The sequence below is a fragment of the Mycobacterium sp. Soil_C_30 genome, from assembly GCF_057656995.1.
Map to the genome: position 1 here is coordinate 79,393 of NZ_JBDGJH010000009.1, position 21,117 is coordinate 100,509.

20 protein-coding genes are annotated in these 21,117 nt (G+C 68.0%); 10 read left to right on the forward strand and 10 right to left on the reverse strand.

Annotation, left to right across the window (positions count from 1 at the left end; translation table 11 throughout):
- The first annotated feature begins 31 nt into the window (after positions 1-31).
- The 3 genes from AC3A6P_RS18245 to AC3A6P_RS18255 are packed head-to-tail and all read left to right on the forward strand — an operon-like array spanning position 32 to position 3,061.
- Positions 32-835, forward strand: coding sequence for a PaaI family thioesterase (locus AC3A6P_RS18245; RefSeq protein ID WP_487693077.1), 804 nt, complete (start codon positions 32-34; stop codon positions 833-835).
- Positions 836-845: 10 nt separating this feature from the next.
- Positions 846-1,985: an acyl-CoA dehydrogenase family protein gene (locus tag AC3A6P_RS18250; protein ID WP_487693078.1), complete on the forward strand. Its 1,140-nt coding sequence runs from the start codon at positions 846-848 to the stop codon at positions 1,983-1,985.
- Positions 1,982-3,061 carry an acyl-CoA dehydrogenase family protein gene (locus tag AC3A6P_RS18255; protein WP_487693079.1) on the forward strand — a complete coding sequence of 360 codons (1,080 nt, stop codon included), beginning with the start codon at positions 1,982-1,984 and terminating at the stop codon, positions 3,059-3,061. Before AC3A6P_RS18250 ends, AC3A6P_RS18255 begins: the two co-directional genes overlap by 4 nt.
- A gap of 1 nt (position 3,062) precedes the next feature.
- Here the strand turns inward: AC3A6P_RS18255 and AC3A6P_RS18260 are convergent, their stop codons facing one another.
- Positions 3,063-3,896, reverse strand: a complete 834-nt coding sequence (locus AC3A6P_RS18260) for an arylamine N-acetyltransferase family protein (protein WP_487693080.1) — start codon at positions 3,894-3,896, stop codon at positions 3,063-3,065.
- 49 nt (positions 3,897-3,945) lie between these two features.
- Entirely contained in the window at positions 3,946-4,725 is a 780-nt protein-coding gene (locus AC3A6P_RS18265; protein ID WP_487693254.1) for a crotonase/enoyl-CoA hydratase family protein, read from the reverse strand.
- A gap of 77 nt (positions 4,726-4,802) precedes the next feature.
- On the opposite strand from AC3A6P_RS18265, the gene AC3A6P_RS18270 reads away from it, so the two are divergent.
- From AC3A6P_RS18270 to AC3A6P_RS18285, 4 genes are all read left to right on the forward strand, one after another.
- Complete coding sequence (locus tag AC3A6P_RS18270) at positions 4,803-5,201, forward strand: PPOX class F420-dependent oxidoreductase (protein WP_487693081.1); 399 nt, start codon at positions 4,803-4,805, stop codon at positions 5,199-5,201.
- Between the two features lie 66 nt (positions 5,202-5,267).
- On the forward strand, positions 5,268-6,056 hold the full coding sequence (locus tag AC3A6P_RS18275) for a lysophospholipid acyltransferase family protein (protein ID WP_487693082.1): 789 nt from the start codon (positions 5,268-5,270) through the stop codon (positions 6,054-6,056).
- Positions 6,057-6,059: 3 nt separating this feature from the next.
- Complete coding sequence (gene fadD12 / locus AC3A6P_RS18280) at positions 6,060-7,682, forward strand: acyl-CoA ligase FadD12 (protein WP_487693083.1); 1,623 nt, start codon at positions 6,060-6,062, stop codon at positions 7,680-7,682.
- Complete coding sequence (locus AC3A6P_RS18285) at positions 7,675-8,910, forward strand: alpha/beta hydrolase (RefSeq protein ID WP_487693084.1); 1,236 nt, start codon at positions 7,675-7,677, stop codon at positions 8,908-8,910. The genes fadD12 and AC3A6P_RS18285 overlap by 8 nt, the downstream gene beginning before the upstream one ends.
- Here the strand turns inward: AC3A6P_RS18285 and AC3A6P_RS18290 are convergent.
- Positions 8,907-10,328, reverse strand: a complete 1,422-nt coding sequence (locus AC3A6P_RS18290) for a WS/DGAT/MGAT family O-acyltransferase (RefSeq protein ID WP_487693085.1) — start codon at positions 10,326-10,328, stop codon at positions 8,907-8,909. The two genes, AC3A6P_RS18285 and AC3A6P_RS18290, sit on opposite strands and share 4 nt — an antisense overlap.
- A gap of 29 nt (positions 10,329-10,357) precedes the next feature.
- The gene (locus AC3A6P_RS18295) at positions 10,358-11,542 is read right to left on the reverse strand and encodes an alpha/beta hydrolase fold domain-containing protein (protein ID WP_487693255.1); all 1,185 of its coding nucleotides are present in this window, start codon (positions 11,540-11,542) and stop codon (positions 10,358-10,360) included.
- Between the two features lie 418 nt (positions 11,543-11,960).
- Here AC3A6P_RS18295 and AC3A6P_RS18300 point away from each other — a divergent pair, with 418 nt between their 5' ends.
- From AC3A6P_RS18300 to AC3A6P_RS18310, 3 genes are all read left to right on the forward strand, one after another.
- Positions 11,961-12,854 carry an alpha/beta hydrolase gene (locus AC3A6P_RS18300; protein ID WP_487693086.1) on the forward strand — a complete coding sequence of 298 codons (894 nt, stop codon included), beginning with the start codon at positions 11,961-11,963 and terminating at the stop codon, positions 12,852-12,854.
- Positions 12,855-12,936: 82 nt separating this feature from the next.
- Positions 12,937-13,371, forward strand: coding sequence for a DUF6632 domain-containing protein (locus AC3A6P_RS18305; protein WP_487693087.1), 435 nt, complete (start codon positions 12,937-12,939; stop codon positions 13,369-13,371).
- A gap of 41 nt (positions 13,372-13,412) precedes the next feature.
- Positions 13,413-13,676, forward strand: coding sequence for a hypothetical protein (locus AC3A6P_RS18310; RefSeq protein WP_487693088.1), 264 nt, complete (start codon positions 13,413-13,415; stop codon positions 13,674-13,676).
- Between the two features lie 5 nt (positions 13,677-13,681).
- On the opposite strand, the gene AC3A6P_RS18315 is transcribed toward AC3A6P_RS18310, so the two are convergent.
- Genes AC3A6P_RS18315 through fadD4 form a run of 6 tightly spaced genes read right to left on the reverse strand, consistent with a single transcriptional unit; the run spans position 13,682 to position 21,090 of the window.
- Positions 13,682-14,737, reverse strand: coding sequence for an aldo/keto reductase (locus AC3A6P_RS18315; RefSeq protein ID WP_487693089.1), 1,056 nt, complete (start codon positions 14,735-14,737; stop codon positions 13,682-13,684).
- A 39-nt stretch (positions 14,738-14,776) separates the two neighbouring features.
- Positions 14,777-16,225 (reverse strand): ATP-binding protein, encoded by a 1,449-nt coding sequence (locus tag AC3A6P_RS18320; RefSeq protein ID WP_487693090.1) that lies wholly within the window; start codon positions 16,223-16,225, stop codon positions 14,777-14,779.
- Between the two features lie 20 nt (positions 16,226-16,245).
- Positions 16,246-17,595, reverse strand: coding sequence for an amidohydrolase family protein (locus AC3A6P_RS18325; protein WP_487693091.1), 1,350 nt, complete (start codon positions 17,593-17,595; stop codon positions 16,246-16,248).
- Positions 17,589-18,626 (reverse strand): CoA transferase, encoded by a 1,038-nt coding sequence (locus AC3A6P_RS18330; protein WP_487693092.1) that lies wholly within the window; start codon positions 18,624-18,626, stop codon positions 17,589-17,591. The genes AC3A6P_RS18325 and AC3A6P_RS18330 overlap by 7 nt, the downstream gene beginning before the upstream one ends.
- A gap of 19 nt (positions 18,627-18,645) precedes the next feature.
- Positions 18,646-19,518, reverse strand: a complete 873-nt coding sequence (locus tag AC3A6P_RS18335) for an enoyl-CoA hydratase/isomerase family protein (RefSeq protein WP_487693256.1) — start codon at positions 19,516-19,518, stop codon at positions 18,646-18,648.
- A 30-nt stretch (positions 19,519-19,548) separates the two neighbouring features.
- Positions 19,549-21,090 (reverse strand): fatty-acid--CoA ligase FadD4, encoded by a 1,542-nt coding sequence (fadD4, locus tag AC3A6P_RS18340; RefSeq protein ID WP_487693093.1) that lies wholly within the window; start codon positions 21,088-21,090, stop codon positions 19,549-19,551.
- Positions 21,091-21,117: the final 27 nt, after the last annotated feature.

Genomic DNA, 21,117 nt, shown 5'->3' on the forward strand with positions numbered 1-21,117 from the left:
CTGCTGTCTCGGCGTTGGCTAGTCTCCACGGATGGACGACGTGGGCGCCGATATCGAGACACCGGACACGATTCTGCGGCGCTTCTCCATCAGCGATGTCAAAGCCGATGTCGAACACGGCATTTCGGTGATGTCCATGCCGGTGGCGGATCTGGTCAACCCGTTCACCGGAGCGCCCACCATCGGCCCGCTGGCGATCCTGCTCGACGCGGCGGGCGGCAACAGCAACCACTTCAGGCGCACCCCGGCCGAGTGGACCGTCACCAGCGAGCTGGCCGTGGAGATCAGCCCCGACGGCACCGACGTACTGCTGGCCGGGCACGCCGAACCGGTGGTGGCCAGCAGCGCGCCGCTGGGCCCCAAGGGTGCCACCGCGCTGTCGGTGTGCACGTTCACCGTCGGCGAGGTCGTCATCGGCGGCGGCACCGTCCGCTCGTTCTACCTGCCGTCGGGACAGGAAGTGACCGGCACCGCCGAATACAACGTCCCCGAGCCGCGCCGGCCGCTGACCGACCTGATGTCGGTGGAGGTCATCGGCGACGCGGTGCTGGCGCAGCGGGTGGATCCGATCCTGAACAACTCGCTGGGCATCATCAACGGCGGGGTCGCGTCCGCCGGGCTGGAACTGGTGGCGTCAGCGGCCATTGCCGCCGGCCAGCCGATGCGGACCGCCTCACTTCGGGTCAATTTCCTGCGGCCGTTCTTCGCGGGCGAGGCGTCGCGTTATGTTGGCACCCCGATGCGAGTGGGGCGCCGCACTGCCGTCGGGGACGCCGAAGCCATCGGCGACGACGGGAAGGTCGCCCTGACCGCGCGGATCACCGCCTACCAGTGATGGGGGTTCGATGACGGACACCGAAGAACTCGGCGAACTGCGCACGCGGGTGCGCGAGTTCCTTACCGCCGACCGTGCCGAGTTCGGCTGGCAACCCGAGGTGGACGCCTGGCTGTGCGGCGCCGACCCGGCCTTCAGCGCCCGCCTCGGCGCCGCCGGCTTCCTGGGGTTGACCATTCCCCCGGAGTACGGCGGCCACGGCCTGGGACATCTGCACCGCTACGTCGTCACCGAGGAGTTGTTGCTCTCCGGTGCGCCGGTGGCAGCGCACTGGTTCGCCGACCGGCAGGTGGCACCCGGCCTGCTGACCTACGGCACCGAGGAGCAACGCCGGAGCATCCTGCCGCGCATCGCCGCCGGTGAGTTCTATTCCGGCATCGGGATGAGCGAACCGCAGGCCGGCTCCGACCTGGCGGCGGCCTCCACCAAGGCGACGCGCGCCGACGGCGGCTGGGTGCTCAACGGGCGCAAGGTGTGGACCAGCAGTGCGCACCTGGCCCATCAGATCGTGGTGCTGGCCCGCACCAGTCCGGCCGATCCCGAACACCGGCATGCCGGATTCAGCCAGTTCCTGGTGCCCACCGGGACAGACGGCCTGACCATAGATCCGATCGTGACCTCCGATGGCGAACACCACTTCAACGAGATCGTGTTCACCGATGCCTTTGTTGCTGATGACGCGCTGTTGGGCGAGGTGGGCGACGGCTGGCATCAGGTGACCGCCGAGCTGTCCTTCGAACGCAGTGGGCCCGAACGGATCCTGTCGACGGCGCCGCTGCTGCTGCCGTTGCTGCGCGCGCTGGCCGGCCGGGCCGACATCGACGACGGCACCGCCGCCTCGATCGGTCACCTGATCGCGCGGCTGGTGTCACTGCGACAGCTCTCGGTGTCGGTGGCACACGCCCTGGCCGCCGGTGAACCCGCCGCGAACCAGGCCGCCCTGGTCAAGGATCTGGGCACCCGGTTCGAGCAGGAGTCGGTGGAGCTCGCGACCGATCTGTTCGACTTCGTGCACCACAGCGACGACAGGTACGCCGATCTGGTTGCGCTACTTCGTGCTTCCCGGCTGCACGCACCCATGTTCACGTTGCGGGGTGGCACCAACGAGGTACTGCGCGGGGTGGTCGCGCGGGGAATGGGGTTGCGGTGAGTGCACTCTCTGGCGGCGTTTTCGCCACGGCCGTCGACGACGATCTCGCCGACCTGCGCACCCTGGTCGACGAAATCGGCGGCCGCGCAGCCCCACACCGGTTGCCCGAGCCGTTCGACGAGACCACTTGGGCGCACCTGGAGGAGACCGGGCTGAGCCGGCTCACCACCGGTGAGGACGCGGGACCGGCCGAGGCCGCCGTCCTGCTGCGCGGGCTGGCCCGGCACGCAGTGGCGGCCCCGGTCGCCGAAACCGACCTGTTGGCCGCATGGTTGGCGTCGTCGGCCGGCCTGGAGGTACCCGACTCAGGGGCGTTGACAGTAGCGGTCGCCGACGCCGATCACGACGGTGACCGGCTGGTCGGCACCGCCTACGACGTGCCGTGGACGCGCGCGGCGCAGCGGGTGGTGCTGGTGCTGTCGGTGGGCGGACGGTGGCAGGCGGTCGTGGTCGAACCCGGGGATCTCGATGTCACCGACGGGCACAATCTGGGCGGCGAACCGAGGGACCGGGCGGCATTCGACGTCCCGGCGGCGTCAGCGGTGGAACTCGACCCAGTGGTGGTCACCGAGCTCACCCGCCGGGGCGCCTGGGCGCGCTGCGTGCAGATCATCGGTGCGCTGGACGCCGCGGCGGAACTGTCGGTGGCCTACACCCGCGACCGCGTCCAGTTCGGCAGGACGTTGAGCAAATTCCAGTCGGTGCAGCACGCCCTGGCCGGAATGGCCGGCGAGGTGGAACGGGCCCGCGCCTCCGTCGAGCTCGCGGTCACCGCCGCGACCGAAAACGGATTCGACCATGCCGCAACCGATTACGCCGTCACGTTGGCGAAGGTGGTGCTGGGCCGTACGGTCCCCGCGGTCAACACGGTGGCCCATCAGCTGCACGGCGCCATTGGGGTGACCATCGAGCATCAGCTGTGGACGGTCACCAACCGGGCCTACAGCTGGGTCGGCGAGTACGGCAGCACGCAGTCCTGTGCCCGCCGGTTGGGACGCGCCGCGTTGACCCCGACCGACAGCGACGCAGCACTGTGGGACGTGCTGACTGGAAGCGACCTGCGGGCCTGGACCTGAGTCAGGCGTCGAGGACCTCGGTGATGCGTTTGTGGACATCGCCGAGGCCGCCCACGTCGATGCCGAACCGGTTCATCAGCACGTCGAGCACACCGCTGGCGTTGGCGAGCTCACGTCGTTCACTGCGACCGTCGCGGTGATGCACCGCGAGGTGACGACCGTTGAGGTTCCAGCGGGCCTCGTCGGTGACCACCGAGGCCATCAGCGACGTGACGAACTTGGACTCGGGATGTGTTGAGACATACCAACTTCCGACCTGGAGATCGATCTGCGGCCTGGCTTCGTCGGCGAAGACGTACAGCGGCCGCCAGTCGTCCTTGATCTGGGTCTCCAGTACGTACTGCTGACCGGCCTGCCGCAACCGGTACGGCTCGTGGCGGGTCCGTTGCGTCTCGTCGGTGACGAACCGGATGGGTGAGGTCATGGTCTGACCGCCGAAGCCGACGTCCACCAGATAGCGGCCGTCGTCGCCGGGAATGCGCACGGCCAGGAGTTGATGGGTCTGCGCGGGCGGCGGGCTCTGCAGACCGTCCGGGTTCATCCACACCACCCGTGCGCTGAGGGCGTCGGCCTCGAAACCGAGATCGGTCAGCACGTAGCGCAACAGCCCGTTCTGCTCGTAGCAGTAGCCGCCCCGCGCGTGGTGCACCATCTTGTCGAACAACGCCCCGGCGCTCAGGTCGAAGACCGGTGCGCCCATCAGCGGTGTGAGGTTCTCGAAGGCGATGGTGCGCAGGTGCGCGGCCACCAGAGATTCGAGCGTGTCGAGCGTGGGGGCCCCGGGTCCGTCGTATCCGAGGCGGGTGAAGTACGCCGTCGAACAGGGGTGGCTCATGCCCACCATGATGGTGGCTCAACCGAAGTTGAGGTCAAGCGATTTTCGCTCAGGTACCGGTCCACTGCGGCGCGCGCTTCTCGGCGAAGGCCACGGCACCCTCTTTGGCGTCCTTGGAGGCGAACACCGGCATGAGGATCTCGAACTGCTTGTTCCACTGCTCCTCGGCCGACCATCCGGCGGATTCGACGATGATCTTCTTGGTGGCGGCCACCGCGAGGGGCCCGTTGGCCGTGATCTTCGCGGCGAGAGCCAGCGCGGCGTCCAGCGCCCGACCCGGTTCGGCCAGGACGTTGACCAGTCCCAGCTCGTGAGCCCGCTCGGCGGGAAGGTTGTCGCCCGTCAACGCCAGCTCCATGGCCACGGCGTACGGAATGCGTTTGGGCAGCCGCAGCAGACCGCCGCCGCCGGCCACCAGCCCCCGCTTGACCTCCGGAATCCCGAAAGCCGAGTCCCGGGCCGCCACGATGAGATCGGTGGACAGCGCCACTTCGGTGCCCCCGGCCAGGGCGAACCCCTCGACCGCGGCGATGAGCGGCTTCGCCGGCGGACTCTGGGTGAAGCCGAGTCCACGGCCTTCGATGTCGACGCGTTCCCCTCGGGCGAACGCTTTGAGGTCCATCCCCGCGCAGAACGATCCGCCCGCGCCGGTCAGAACGCCCACCGACAGACCCGGATCACCGTCGAGGCGGTCCATCGCGTCGGCGAGCCCCTGGCTGACGGCCGCGTTGACGGCGTTGCGGGCCTGAGGGCGGTTGATGGTGATGAGCAGGATGCGATCGCGCTGCTCGACGAGTACTTCCTCTGTTGCTTCGCTCACGCCGCTGATGGTAAACGCCACGGTAAGCACAACGGGAGCGAGGGTGAGGGAGTGAGGGTGAGCTCACCTGTGGGTACCCTCGCCGCGTGACTGACGAGCTGATGAGCCTGATCGCCGCCGAGAAATTCGTATCACTGACGACGTTCAAGCGGGACGGCTCGACAGTGTCGGTGCCGATGTGGATCGCCGGTGACGGTGACCGTCTGGTGGTGTGGACGCCCGCCGACGCGTGGAAGGTCAAGCGGCTGCGCCGCGATCCGCGCATCGAGCTGACCCCGTGCGGCCGGACCGGCAAGGTGGAGCCCGGCGCTCCCGTGCTGCGCGGCACCGCCGAGGTGGTGTCCGACGAGCCCGCGGTGGCGCACGCCGCCCGTCGCATCAGGCACAAGTACGGGCTGCAGTTCCGGGTCATCACCTTCGTCGAGGCCCTGCTGTCGGGCGGCCGCAAGCCGCGGGTCGCGTTGCGGATCCGACCAGCCGTGTAACGGCTGCCCCCCAACCGCTACCATGGAAAAAACTAGAACACGTTCCAATACCGCAAGGGGTGTCACGTGAACACCGACGTCGCGAAGTGGGACCCCGGTTTCACCGAACGGGTGATCGGGCTGCTGCGGCCGCTGATCAAGGGGTACCACCGGGCCGAAGTGCGCGGTCTGGAGAACTTCCCGGCCGGCGGTGCCCTGGTGGTGGGCAACCACTCGGGCGGCCTGTTCGCCATGGACATGCCGGTGTTCGCCACGGGGTTCTACGACCACTTCGGATACGAGCGCCCGGTGTTCACCCTCAGCTTCGACCTGATTTTCACCGGCCCCACCGCGGACTTCTTCCGCCGCATCGGCTTCATCCGCGCCAACCACGAGAACGCCGAGGAGGCGTTGCGGTCCGGTGCGGTGGTGATGGTCTTCCCCGGCGGCGACTACGACGTCTACCGCCCGACGACGGCCCGCAACAAGATCGACTTCGACGGCCGCACCGGTTACGTGCGCGCCGCCCTCAACGCCGGAGTGCCCATCGTGCCCGCAGTGGGGATCGGTGGTCAGGAAAGCCAGATCTATCTGACCCGCGGAACCTGGCTCGCCAAGACGCTGCGGTTGGACAAACTGCTGCGCGCCAAGATCCTGCCGATCGGCATCGGCTTCCCGTTCGGCCTCAGCGCAGTGATCCCGGTCAACGCCCCGCTGCCCACCAAGATCGTGATGCAGGTGCTCGAACCCATCGACATCACCGCCGAGTTCGGCGAGGAACCCGATATCGACGAGGTGGACACCCACGTTCGCCTCGTCATGCAGCGTGCGCTCGACAAACTCGCCGAAGAACGCCGACTACCCGTGATTGGATAGCCCGTGGTCGATTTGCCGCCTCTGCTCGGACTGGTCGCCACCATGGTGCGCGCCGGTGTCATCGCGCCGTTGCGTCCGGACAAGTACCTGCGCATCATGGCGGCCGCCCGACGCGACGGCCTCTCGGTCACAAGCGGTTTCGCGATGTCGGCGCAGCGCAGCCCCGACCGCGCCGCCCTGATCGACGAACTCGGCACACTCACCTTCCGGCAGATCGACCAACGGGGTGACGCGCTGGCCGCGGCGCTGCAGGCACTGCCAGGTGGGGAACGCTCCGCGAGTGTCACCGTGGCCATCATGTGCCGCAACCACCGCGGCTTCGTCGAATCGTTGATGGCGGCCAACCGGACCGGCGCCGATGTCCTGTTGCTGAACACCTCGTTCGCCGGGCCCGCGCTGGCCGAAGTGGTCACACGTGAAGGCGTCGACGTGGTGATCTACGACCAGGAGTTCGCCGATAGCGTCGACACCGCCCTGGCCGGCAACACCGACTGCGTACGCATCCTGGGCTGGACCGACACCCCCGCCGGCGACCAGCCCACCGTGGAAAGCCTGATCGCCGAGCACGCCGGCCGGCATCCCCAGAAGCCCTCGGGCAAAGGCAAACTCATCCTGCTGACGTCGGGAACCACCGGATCTCCCAAGGGCGCGGCGCGCACCGGCGGCGGGATGAACGAACTCAAGGCGATTCTGGAGCGGGTGCCCTGGCGCACCGACAAGACCATCGTGGTGGCGGCGCCCATGTTCCACGCCTGGGGCTTTTCCCAATTGGTGTTCGCCGCATCGATGGCGTGCACGGTGGTGACGAGGCGCCGGTTCGATCCGGAGGCGACACTGCAGCTGATCGACGAACACCAGGCCTACGGATTGTGCGTCGTGCCAGTGATGTTCGACCGCATCATGGACCTGCCGCAGGACGTGTTGGATCGCTACAGCGGCAGGTCACTGCGGTTCGCAACGGCCTCGGGCTCGCGGATGCGCCCGGACGTCGTGGTGAAGTTCATGGACAAGTTCGGCGACATCATCTTCAACAACTACAACGCCACCGAAGCGGGCATGATCGCCACCGCCACTCCTGAGGACCTGCGGGCAGCGCCGGACACCGCCGGCCGGCCCGTTGCAGGCACCGAGATCAAGATCCTGGACGACACCTTCGCCGAAGTCCCCGCCGGTGAGGTGGGACAGATTTTCGTCAGGAACACCAGTCAGTTCGACGGGTACACCTCGGGCACCACCAAAGAATTCCATGAGGACTTCATGGCATCCGGGGACCTGGGTCGCCTCGACGCCGACGGCCGGTTGTTCGTCGTCGGCCGCGACGACGAGATGATCGTCTCCGGGGGTGAGAACGTGTACCCCATCGAAGTGGAGAAAACCCTGATGAGCCACCCCGCGGTGACCGAAGCCAGCGTGATCGGCGTCGACGACGAGGCCTATGGGCAGCGCCTGGCCGCCTTCGTGGTGCTCTCCGGCGCTGCCACCACCGATGCCCTCAAACAGCATGTCCGCGACAACCTCGCCAATTACAAAGTGCCGCGGGAGATCACGGTGCTCGATGAGTTACCGCGTAACAACACCGGTAAGGTCCTGCGCCGCGAACTGCAGGAGCGGGCCCATCGTGGGTAGACGCAGATGGCCGCTGGTGCGGGCGGTTGCCGAGCTGGCGAACGCCGCCAACGGTGTACGTCCGCTCGCACGCAAGGGCTACGTCACCATCCCGGTTTTCTTCCTGGGCTGGCCTACCAGCGAGATGGCGCCGCTGTACCTGACGGGGTCGGTGCTCGACGCGGTGCGTCGAGGGGTGCGGGGCGACTTCCGCGGTACTCAGGGCCGGGTGGCGTTGGGGGTGACGGCGTTGGCCTGGGCGCTGCTGGTGTTCATCCAGCGGCTCAATGTCGGTTCGGAGCCGGTTTTCGATGCCGCGCTTCGGAATTCGCTGGGTGAGGATTACCGCTCCATCGCGCAGTCCTCCCAGCCGGCACTGGAGGCGCGCAGACACGGCGGGGTGTTCGCCACCGGCTGGTCGCGGCGGCGATACGTCGAGAAGAAGAGCACGGTGCGCTACGGCCCCCACGGCCGGGCCAATCTGGCCGACATCTGGCGCCGCTCCGACCTGCCCCGCGACGGCAGCGCTCCGGTGCTGCTGCAGGTGCCGGGCGGGGCGTGGGCCATCGGAATGCGCCGCCCCCAGGCGTATCCGCTGCTGAGCCACCTCGCCGATCGTGGTTGGGTGTGCGTCTCGATGGCCTACCGGGTGAGTCCGCGGCACACCTGGCCGGACCACATCGTCGACGTCAAGCGGGCGCTGGCCTGGGTCAAGGAGAACATCGCCGACTACGGCGGCGACCCGAATTTCGTCGCGATCAGCGGCGGTTCGGCCGGCGGGCACCTCACCGCACTGGCGGCGTTGACGCCCAATGACCCGCAATGGCAACCCGGGTTCGAAGACGCCGACACCTCCGTCGTCGCCGCGGTGCCCGTCTACGGTCGTTACGACTGGTACAGCACCGAAGGCGAAGGGCGCCCGCAGTTCATCAAGTTCCTGCAGAAGTTCGTCACCAAGACGTCGTTCGCCCGGCACCGGGATCTCTACCTCGACGCCTCACCCATCGAGCGGCTCCGCTCGGATGCCCCGCCGTTCTTCGTCCTGCACGGCACCGACGACTCGATCATCCCGGTGCCCGAAGGGCGCGAGTTCGTCGAGGAACTGCGCAAGGTGTCGGAGTCGATAGTGGCCTACTGCGAGGTGCCGCACGCCCAGCATGCGTTCGACTTCTTCGGCTCACCGCGTGGCCACTACACCGCCGAGGCCGTCGAGCGGTTCCTGTCCTGGGTGCACGCCAAGCAGCGCTAAGCCTGCGCCATCGCTTTGTCGATCACCGACAGTTCCTCGGAAAGGCCTGCCGCCCGGCGGATTTCGACGAACTCGTCGAGCATTGCCTGCGTGATCTCGTGAGGATCATCGACGGTGGCGCCGTCGGTGATGACCGAGATGTTGAATTCGTCGACGTAGCTCCACACCGTGATGTTGATCCCGCTGCCCGAGGTCAGCGGTCCGACGCTGTAGATCTCGGTGACCAGTGCCCCGCCCACCCGACCGTAGTCCCGCGGCCCCGGCACGTTGGAGATGTTGAGGTTGAAGACCTTGCTCAGCCCGTCGTGGTTGTCCAACCACTTGAACATGGATTCGGCGGCGATGGGCGGCATGTAGTTGGACCAGCGGCTGATCAGTTCCGGCCCGATCAGGTTGTTGCTCTCCTTGGCCATGACGGCGGCCTCGTGGGCACGCTGCACCCGTTCGAGTGGGTCAGGGCTCTCCACCGGGATGGTCATCAGCACGCCGGTGAAGAAGTTGCCCGAGATCCGCTCCTTGGAGAAGTCGAAGCTCATCGGCACCGAGGCCAGCAACGGATGATCGGCCACTCCGTCGTAGCGCAGCAGCAGTTTTCGCAACGCACCGGCCGAGATGGCCAGCACCAGGTCGTTGATGGAGACGCCGAGATGCTTGCTGGTCTGCTTGACGTCGGCCAGCGCCAGTGAGGCGGTGGCGAACCGGCGCTCGCTGGTGAGGGGGTGGTTGATGAAACTGGGCGGCGGGGCGAAGGGTCTGGTGAGCTCCGGCGACAGCTTCCGGTTGCTGTTGCGCACCCGGCCAACCCCTTCGGCGGTGTACTTGACGGTGGCCGGCACCCGGCCGAGCTGACGCAGGTGGTCCCGAAATGCGCTGCGCGCCAATTGGGCTCGTGACGGCGGTGGATCGGGAACGTAGGCGGTGCTGTCCGCGTCGGGGCCCGGTTGCAGATCCATGCCCTGGGCCATCAGGTTGGCCGAGGCCACCCCGTCGGCCAACGCGTGGTGGATCTTGCCGACCACCGCGATGCGCCCGTCGGCCAGGCCGTCGATGAAATACATCTCCCACAGTGGGTGTTTGCGGTCGAGCGGCGTGCTGGCGATTTCGCCGATGGCTTCATCGAGTTCGCGGCGGCCGCCCGGCGCCGGCAGGGTCAGCGGCCGGACGTGGTATTCCAGATCGACTTCGCAATTCTCCCGCCACATGGGCCGGTGGAACTTCCACGGAATGTCGATCAGCTGGTACCCGAACGGGGCGAGCTTGTAGAGCCGGCTGCCGATGACGTCGCGGAATTCCTCGACACCGAACTTCCGGCCGCCGAGGTCGCCGAGCTCGATGATGGCGATCTTGAGCGTGTGCATGTGCACGGTGGGTGTCTCGCCGTACAGCAGCATCGCGTCCCACCCGCTCAGTCGCTTCATAGCAGGGACGATACAAGCTTTGACGGGTGTCAGATGACCTCTTTGGCCGGGATGGTGGTGTGGGTTCGATGAATGTGGTTCAGAAACAGTCCGATTGCGGTTGCCATTGCGCCGGTGCGGGCCCCGTCGGTCATGTCGAACGCGTGGCCCGCGCCCGGGAGCTCCATGTAACTGACCACCGACCGCGACACCGCGCGCAGCCGTTCGACGAAACTGCGGGCCTGCGCGACGGGGATCACCGAGTCGCCACTGCCGTGGATCACCAGGAACGGCGGGGCATCGGCATGGGCCACGGCGATGGGCGAGGCGCGCCGGAATACCTCGGGGTGCCGGTCGATCCTGCGTTTGACCACCACACGTTCGAGGAAGTCGACGAATCTCACCCGTTCGACGGTGGAGCGGTCCTCCCAGCAGTACCTGCCGTAGATGCCCACCACCGCGTCGACCGAGGTGTCCGAGTCCTCCGGTAGGTGCGCCTGCAGCTCGGGGTCGCCCGGGGTGAGCCCCGCCAGCGCCGCCAGGTGGCCACCGGCCGAGCAGCCGGCGATGGCGACGAAGTTGCGGTCGCCTCCGAAGCGGTCGACGTTGGCGCGGGCCCAGGCTATGGCCGCTTTGACATCGCTGATGTGTTGGGGCCAGCGATGATTCGGTGATACGCGGTAGTCGATCGACAGGCAGACCCAGCCCAGGGCGGCCATGTGGTCCATCAGTGCGTAACCCTGCAGGATGCGGCTGCCGTGCACCCAGGCCCCGCCCGGGATGAACAGCAGCACCGGCGCCGGCTCGGTGGTCAGGTCTTTGCGTCGCCACACATCGAGCATCTGCGCAGGGCTGTCGCCGTACCGGACCGAGGAGCGGTGGATGTTCTTGCGGTGTTCCAACGCCTTCCACAGCGGCGGCGTACGTTCCGGCGCGGGCCAGGTGATGTCGAGATCGGCCGCGGGAACCACACCCCGCAGGGCCGCGTCGGAAACGGCGTGCGTCTGGTCTCGTTCGCGCTTCTTGATCTCTCCGATTCCGGGAGTGAACCAGGATTTCGCCGAGGCTTCCAGGAACTCCGGCGCGTGCCGGACACCCCAGATACTCATCGCGGTCATGCCGCCGAGCGGTTCGAAGTACCGGCCCACCACCGGCAGCGACGCCGCGCCGACGCTCATCGCCAGTAGATAGTCAGAGGGGCGCGCTTTGGCCAGCCAGCGGGCGCGGGTCCACATGGTCGGTCCGGGGTACCGGACCTTGGGTTCTGCCGTCTTCACGTGGGTTCCCCCCTGGTGGCCCCTCGGTAATGACAACCTCGGGAATCTGTCTACCACACTGTGACAGACACCGCACGGCCGCTAAGCCTCTTGCGACATCCCGTGGTACAGGACGAAATTCGCCACACCGGTGTGTTTGGCATCACCCTTCCCAAACGTCACAGACGGGCCGAGACCGATCTTGATCCATATTGGACTCAGTCCAGAATCAGAAAGGTGTACATCAGTGCGTGGGTCAGGCGCGCTGACCACCGAGGTTCTCGAAACCGTCTGACCTCGTTCAGCCGGTCGCGGGCACGCAGTTGTTGGGCACATCCGCGGCCGGCTGAATTCATTTCGCCTTCCCCCGGCAAAATGAACTTGTAGTCTCGGGCCCGTGGCGCTCACCGACTTCCATCCTGAATTGCGCAGCGCGGCACGCCGGCTGCCTCGTGCACCCATCCGACCGGCCATCCTGCCCGCGGTGCGGCGCCTGGAACGGCTGCAGAAGTTGCGCCGACCTCATGGCATCGAAGTGCTGACCACGACGGACGGGATCGAGATCCGGCTGCATCGCCCGCCCGGTCAGACCGAGCCCGGCCCGGCGCTGCTGTGGATCCACGGCGGCGGTTACGTGATCGGCACCGCGCAGCAGGACGACCGGATGTGCCGCAGACTCTCCCAGGAGCTCGGCATCACCGTCGCCGCCACCGAGTACCGGCTGGCGCCCGAGAACCCCTATCCCGCGGGCCTCGAAGACTGCTATTCCGCACTGCGGTGGCTGTCGCGGTTGCCTGCCGTGGATCCGCAGCGCATCGCGATCGGCGGCGCGAGTGCCGGCGGCGGCCTCGCCGCCGCGTTGGCTTTCCTGGCCCGCGACCGCGGCGAGATCTCGCCCGTCGCACAGCTTTTGGTCTATCCCATGCTCGATGACCGCAGCGCGCACCACACCCACCTCGACCACGTCGAGGTGCGGCTGTGGAACCGCCGCTCCAACGCTTTCGGTTGGGGCGCCTACCTGGGCAACGCCGACCCCGCGGTCGCGGTGCCCGCGCGCCGCACCGATCTCGCCGGTCTGCCTCCCGCGTGGATCGGCGTGGGCACACTCGACCTCTTCCATGACGAGGACGTCGCCTACGCCGAGCGGCTGCGCGCGGCCGGCGTGCCCTGTGATCTCGAAGTGGTCGAGGGCGCCTTCCACGGGTTCGACCAGATCGTCGCGAAATCGCTTGTTTCCCAACAGTTCTTCGCCAAGCAGGCGGCCAGCTTACGAGCGGCGTTCGCGAGCTGACGGCCTTTCGCGTTCGGGCCGCGCAGACCAGTCGGCCGGGCGTACGGTGAGCTGACCTGTTCCTCCGTCTTCGGAGCGCGCGATGGCCACCTCATACAGCTACAAACTTCTCCGGATTGCACTGGTCGCCTTCGGTGCGGTGATGCTGCTGCTCTATCCCCTTGCGGTGGTCTGGCCATCCGGCTGGGCCTGGCATCACGGTGCGCCGTACGAGTCGCACTACTTCATGATGATCGTCGGCCTGTACGCGACGCTGGGGGTCTTCCTCTGCAACGCCGCGCGCCGGCCCGAGGCCAATGTCAGCTTGATCTGGTTCGCGGTGTGGTCGAGTGCCGTGCACGCTGTGATCATGGCCGTCCAGTCCTTCGGCGACAGCCATCACCGAGGTCACCTCTGGGGTGATGTCCCGGCGCTGCTCGTGGCGGCCGTGGTGCTGGCAGCGCTGGTCAAGACCGCAGGCCTGAACTCCGCACTCAGATTTCCCGTGGATGATCCAGCGCGAGGTGGGCGGCGTTGAGTGTGCGCCCTGCGGCGATGCGGTAGGCGCGCTCTTGGGCCTTGGTGCGTTTTCGCTTCGGCATCTTCGTCGTCGACGGCGCACAGGCTGGCGTCCTCCCCGGCGAGGAACACCGCGGCCCATTCGGCGATCGCGGCCAGACGTTGAGCTTCGCCGGCGGCGACGAAGCGGCCCCAGCCCACGGCGGCGTCGACGAGGGCGCGAACATCGCCGCTGCCCGTCAACTCATCGATCACCGTCGGCAGACTCAAACCGGTTTGTGGACGAACCGGTCCTCACCGAGAAGTGCGCTCAACGACGACTGAAGCGATCACGAACTGGGGATGGGGTGCCTGCGGAACTTCTCCAGCTCTCCGCCCAGCACCACCGGCAGTTGCTCGGCGACCGCGTTCGCCGGCTGCCCCAGATCGATGCGGCTCGCCTCATCGAGCGCTCGATACCACTCATCACCCAGCTGGACATCGAGTGCAGCCAGATACGAATCGGTCTGCTCGGGGGTTCGCGGCCCGATGATCGGCACCAGCCCGGTGCTGGACCGACGCGACCGTTCCAGCAGCCACGCGACCGCAACCTGGGCGGCGGGCACACCGAGCGCCTCGCCGGCGGCGATCACGGCATCGACGGTCGCGGCTTTGCGGGCGTCGTCCTCGGTGTGGGTCAAACGTCCCCACTGCGTGAGGCGGCCGTCGTTCCCGGTGCGGTACTTGCCCGTCAGCAACCCGCCGCCCAAGGGCGACCACGCCGCCACGCCCACCCCCAAAGCTTCGGCCATCGGCAGGTTCTCGCGATCGGCTCCGCGCTCGGCGAGGCTGTATTCGACCTGGATTCCGGCGATCGGGGTGATCCCCCGTAGTTCAGCGAGGGTGACGGCCCGAGACGTCAGCCAGGCCGGGAAATTCGACAGACCGGCATAGAGCACCTTGCCGGAGCGAGCCAGATCGTCGAAGGCGCGCACCACTTCGTCGACCGGTGTCACGGTGTCGGGCCAGTGCACCCACAGCAGGTCGATGTAATCGGTTTGCAGACGGCGCAGGCTGTCCTCGACGGAACGCAACATGGCCCGCCGCCCGTTGCCGGTCTGCAGCACACCGGTCCCTTCGGCACCACCGAGGGCGAACTTGGTGGCGAGGGTGAATTGCTCACGGCGACCGGCCAACAACGTGCCGAGGTTCTCTTCGGATTCGCCGACCTGGTAGGTGGCGGCAGTGTCGATGAGCGTGCCGCCGGCGTCGGCGAACTTGTCGAGAATCTTCCGGTGGTCGGCGGCGTCGGCGCCGTAACCCCACCGGCTCCCGAACATTCCGGCACCGAGCGCCAGGGCCGAGACGCGCAGGCCGTTGTTACGGCCGAAGGTGAAATGTTCCATCTACCGGTCAAGCATGCGGTGTGTGGATTTGTTCCTGGGTCACGACGGCTCGGGGGTATCCAACGGCAGGATCACGACGAACCGGGTGTCCCCCGGTTTCGATTCCAGCCACAGGGTTCCGTGGTGCTTGTCGACGATCCTGGCAGCAAGATCGAGCCCGAGACCGGTGCCCTCACCGACCGGCTTGGTGGTGAAGAACGGGTCGAAGATCCGCTGACGCAGTTCCTCAGGCACTCCGGGGCCGGTGTCGCACACTTCGACACGGACAGTGTCGCCAAGCCGGCGGGTACGCAGCGTCAGGGTGCCGCCGGATTGGGCCCGCATCGCGGTCACCGCGTTGTCGATGAGATTGGTCCACACCTGGTTGAGCTCAGCGGGCCAGCACGGCAACGGCGGCACCGACAGGTCGAAATCGTGCTCCACCGCGATGTCGCCGGTCAGCACGTGCGAGAGCATGGCCTGGGTGTTGGTCAGCAGCTGGTGCACATCGGCGATGTCGAACGGCGCGCGGTCCAGTTGGGAGTACTGCTTGGCCTGCGACACCAGTGAGGACACCCGCACCGTGGAATCGGTGATCTCGTCCATCAGCAGTTCGGTTTCGACGGTGTAGTGCAGCCATTCGACGACACTGCCCAGCGACGTGGCCGCGTCGGCTTCGGTGACGGTGGCTTCGACGGTGTGCAGCCAGTCGACGTCCAGCCCTGCTTCGGCGAAGCACGACGCCAGCTCCCAGGCCGGGGCGATGCCACGCTCGTCCAGCCAATCCCCGATCGTCTCCTCGGTGTCGGATTTCTGCAGCGGGCTCAGGTCGTGTGACTTCGCGACCCTCTCGGCCACGCGGTCCTGCAGTTCGACCAGGGTGTGCATGGCAGCCTGGCTGAAGCTGCCTCCGGTCAGCACGGCGAGTTTGTGCCGCATCCCGGCGACCCGGCTGCGCAGCGTCGAGGTGGCCCGCACCGCAGCCGACGCGGGGTTGTTGAGTTCGTGGGTCAGTCCGGCGGTCAGCTGCCCCAGCTGCAGCAGCCTGTCGTGCGGGCCGACGATCCGGTGCTGATTCGAGCGCCCCAACGTCGCCCCCACCAGGAAGTGGCAGGCCATGGGGAACTCTTCCCGCAGAAACCGGCCCAGGGAGCCGGCGTCGATGACGAACATCCGCGACGGCGCCACCGCCCGGGCCGACGTCTCGTAGGTCTGTTCCTCTTCCAGGAATGATGACCACGCGCCGAAGTAGACACCGCGCTGCGAGGTCCTGATGGTCTCGATATCGGTGCCGCCGGACCGCTTGGACAGGGCCACCTCGCCCTCGAACAGCACGTACAGGCATGTCGCGGGATCGCCCTCGGCGAACAACGGGCCCGGCTCGAAGTGTACGACTTTGCCGTTACCACAGAGGGTTTCGAGCTGCGCGTCCGTCAGCGACTCGAACAGGAACAGCGTCCGCAGCTCGTCGCGGTGGCAATTGTCGGCGGCATCGGGTTCGGCAGGCACCCAGCAAGTATGCGCCCGGACTACGGGTTTTCCAGGGTTGCGCGGGACGCGACCGAGCCCTCGACGACGGTGGCCGACACCAGCCGAGGGTGCAGCTCCGCGAGCACCACATCGACGGGGGCGGCAAGGACGCACAGGTCGCCGGGGGCACCCACCTCGACGCGGCGTGGGGCGGCCGGGGCGCCGGGTGAGCCGAGGTACCTCTCCAGTGCTGCGCGCGGTGAGATCCGTTCGGCAGGACCGACGACGGCGCCGCTGGGCGTGCGCCGGTGCACGGCGGCCCGCATCGCTGCCCACGGGTCCGCCGCACCGAACGGGACATCGGTGGACAGCGCCACCGGCACACCGGCGTCCACCAACGTCGCAAGGCGCCACAGCTGGTCGTGTTCGTCGGCGGGCACGTCGGCCAGGTATTCGTCACCGCGCTCGGCGACGAAGTTGGGCTGGGTGACGACGGTGACGCCGAGCTCCGCCAGATCGGGGACACAGTCGGCGGGCACCATGGCCGCGTGTTCGATCCGGTCACCCGGGCGGGGGCCGGCACCGCGGAGCGCGGCAATGGTCACCACCAGCTGAGCGACCGTCACGCAATGCACCGCGACGGCCCGATCAGAGTTGTGGCACAACCGGATCCAGTGCTCCAGCGCGGCGAGATCGAGAGCGCTGTCGTCGAGGATCCGTTTGGTGGGCCCCACCGTCACACCGTCCACCGCGCGTACGTCCGGCGGCGCCATACAGTGCAGGCGCGGAGCGAAGTCGCCGCGGCGGCGCGCTTCAGCCAAGCCGGCGATGTCCTCGGCGCTCTGATCGGGGGTGGCATCGGTGACCCCGGTGACGCCGTATCGCAGCAAGGTGTCACTGAGCGCGCGCAGCGACGGCGGCCGCTGCCCCACCGCGGGACTCACCTCGGTGCGCAGCAACCTGCCGTCGACGTGATCGGCCAGACCGGCGCGCTGCAGAGCCGCGGAGTTCAGTATCCACATGGCGCCGCTGCGGTGCTGAACCCGCAGCGGAACAACGGGATTCAACTCGTCGAGCACATGCCGTGTCAGGGTTCCGGCCACCGACTCGTGATACCCGACAGCGCGGATCCATCCGTCGTCGTCCGGCTTCGCCGCACGGACAGCGGCGGCGAACGCCCCGGCGTCGCGCACCTGCGGTGGGCCCACCACCACCGAACCCATGGCCGCGGCCGCCGACCGGACATGGACGTGGTGGTCATGCAGGCCCGGGAGCACCAGCCCGCCGCCGGCGTCGACCACGTCTTCGTCACCGGCCGGCGCCAGCACCTCCGCGATCTCGGTGATCACCTGCCCGAGGCGGATATCGACCACGTCGCCCGACAGCAGCGAAGCCCGTCGAATCAGCATGCGGCCAAGAACCTTTCGGCCACCAGCGCGTCCACCGCCGCATTGTCGGCGCCCAGCGCGGCCGCGGCGGGTACCGGCGGGGGCGATACCGGCGCCACATCGATCAACGGCCGCGCCGCATGGTTCGCGGCCACCGCCGCCATGGCCACCTCGATCAGCACACCACCACCGCGTCCGACCGCCTCGTCGACGGCGTGCGCGGCTGCCACACCGGTCAGGGGGTCGGCGATCGCGTCGCCGAGGAACCGCGGCTCACCGTCGTGCCAGTGCACCAGCGCGCCGGCCACCGCGGCGTCATCGCCGAACGCCACCCGGTCGGCGTTGTCGCCGGCGGTGCCGTAGCCGGTGACACGCAGCCACACCCGGCCCGGGCGGGGCGCGACGTCGTGCGGACCCAGACCGCGCCTGGCAAGTGCCGACGGCCGCGAGCCCTCCAGAACGACGTCGGCCACGCTCAGGATCGCCCGCAACCGCTCGGTGTCCTCGAACGACACTGCGTAACAGAGCTTTCCGTGGTTCATCCAGTCGAAGAACTCCGGCGAGCCGGCGCGGGTGCCATCTGCGCGGTCCGGGCTCTCCACCTTGACCACGGTGGCGCCGGCGTCGGCCAGAAGGCGACCGCACAGCGGCCCGGCCCACATCGATGTCAGGTCCACCACCAGCAGTCCGGCGACGTCACGGGCCTGGGACGCTGTGCCGCAGCCGAGCACCCGCGGCTCCGCGGGCTCGGCCTCCCCCAGTGCGGCCATCGGCAACCCGAGCAGACAGCCGCGTTCCACCACCTCGTCCGTCGTCCGCGACAGCGCCCACGCCTCGACAGCCGGCCACGGATCGGGCACGTCGGCTTCCACCAGCGCGGGCACCGCGGCGACGTCATCGGGCCGGGACAAGGTCAGCGCGCACCAGCCCTCGGACGCGGGGAACAGCCGGGTGGCCCCGCCCGCCGACACCCGGCCCTGCGGAGCGATCCCGAGCAGCGCGGCCCGGCCGGTCAGCAGCTGCGTCGCGTCAGGCAGATCCGGGATGAGCATCCGTCACAGTGTCACACCGTCAGGCGACGGCGTCGACCAAACCCCAGGACAGCGCGGTGCGCGCGTCGAGGGTGCGCCCGGTGAGCACCAGGTACGCGGTGCGCCAGCGCCCGATGCGACGGGTGATGCTGACGGTGCCACCCGCACCCGGAATGAGGCCCAGTGCCAGTTCCGGCAGCCCCAGCACGGCATCGGCGGCGCACGTCACCCGCCCGCAGTACGCGGCCATCTCCAGCCCACTGCCGAGCACCTGCCCGTGCACCTCCGCGCGGCAGGCCTGACCGAGTCGGCGCGTGAGTTCGTCGAGCACCAGGGCGGGGCTGTGGCGGGTCCGGGCGATATGCGCGCTGGCGGGGTCGGCGAAGGTGCCGAACTCGGCGAGATCGCCGCCGCTGCAGAACGACGGGCCGTTGCCGCCGAGCACCACCTCGCCGATCGAATCATCGAGCTGCGCAACGGCCAACGCGTCCAGCAGTGCGGCCCGGGTATCCGTGCTGAACGCGTTGTGCCGGGCCGCCCTGTTGAACGTCACCCGCAGGCAGTCTCCATCCCGGGAGACCAGCACGGGATCAGGGAGCGACACCGGACGGGCGGGGCCGCGGTCGGCGAGCCAGCGCGCGAACTCCGGGCCGGACTGCAGCGTCGAATACGCCAGAGACTCGGTGATGACGCCGGGAAAAGCCGGCGCGCCGGCGTCCACCGCACGCAGCACGTCATCGCAGACGGCCGACGCGTGCGGCCACCGCCGCACGCGCTCCTCCAGCGACGCCAGCGTCTCGGCTATCGAAGCCACCTGGACGACGCGGCGGTCCTCCGTAGGCACCTCCGTGAGCGTGAAAGTCGCGTCCTCGACCCGGGACCCGTCTGGTGTGACGACGTTGTGTGTGACGATGCAGCCGTCACCGATCGCGACCGCCTGCAACTACCCGGCCGAGTACTTCTGGATCAGCGACTGCTTGTAGAGCTTGCCGGTGTCGGTTCTGGGCAACTGCGTCTCGAACGAGATGGACCGCGGGCACTTGTAGTGCGTGAGATGCTCACGCAGCCAGGACAACAGCTCCGCGGCGAATTCGTCGGTGGCATCGGCAGGGTCGACGGTCTGCACAACGCCTTTGACGCTCTGCCCCATCTCGTCATCGGGAATGCCGAACACCGCCGCATCCATCACCTTGGGGTGGGTGACGAGCATGTTCTCGGCTTCCTGCGGATAGATGTTCACCCCGCCGGAGATGATCATGTGGTGGCGCCGGTCGGTGAGGTAGAGGTAGCCGTCGGCGTCGACATAGCCGATGTCGCCCACCGTCTTCCAGCCCTGCGGGTGTCGCGACTTGGCCGTCTTCTCCGCGTCGTTGAGGTACTCGAAGTCGAAGCCACCCTCGAAGTAGATCTCACCGGCCTCACCGGGCGGCAGCTCGTTGCCGTCCTCGCCGACGATGTGCAACGCGCCCGCGAGCGGTCGGCCCACCGAACCGGGATGCGTCAGCCACTCTTCGGCGGTGATCAACGTGGAACCGTGCGCCTCCGAGGAGGCGTAGTACTCGTCGACGATCGGCCCCCACCAGTCGATCATCTGCTTCTTGATGTCCACCGGGCACGGCGCGGCGGCGTGCATCACCCGCTCCAGGCTCGACACGTCGTAGGACAGCCGCACCTGCTCGGGCAGTTTCAGCATCCGGGTGAACATCACCGGGACGAACTGGCCGTGGGTCACCTTGTGCTTGGCGATGGCGTCCAGACATCCCTCGGCGTCGAACTTCTCGAGCACCACGGTGGTGATACCGCCGGCCTGGGTCTGCATGGACCACACCGAAGGAGCCGTGTGGTACAGCGGCGCGGGGCTCAGGTACACCGCGTCGGGGTGCATCCAGAACGACACCAGCGCGGCCATCAGACCCGGCACCTCCGAGGGCGGCACATGTGGCAGCGCGCGTTTGATGCCCTTGGGCCGGCCGGTGGTGCCCGAGGAGTACTGCAGCAGGTCGCCTTCGATCTCGTCGTCGATCGGCGTAACAGGATGGTGGGCAACGGCTTCCGGATACCTCTGCCAGCCGGGGGGTTGTGGTTGGGAATCTGAGTCGTCGGCGATCAGCAGCAGGTCCGGCAGCCCCTGGGGCAGGTGCTCGCCGAGATCCTGCAGCGTCTTGCGCAGGGCAGCCGAACCGACAATCGCCTTGGCGTTGCTGTTGTCGATGATGTAGGCCGCCTCCGCGGGCGCCAGATGACTGTTGATGGGCACGTAGTACAGCCCAGCGCGTCGCGCCGCCCACATCACGGCGTGCATGTGCGCGTTGTTCTCCATCAGGATCGCGACCGCGTCGCCCTCCACCAGACCAGCCTCGCGGAAGTGGTGCGCCAGCTGATTGGCACGCTCCTCCAGCTCACCGAAGGTCACCACCGTGCCGGACGGATACATGATGATGGCTGGCTTGTCCGGGGTGGACTGAGCGGTTTCACGGATCTGCATGCGCCGACTTTACTGTGCGCCAGTTGA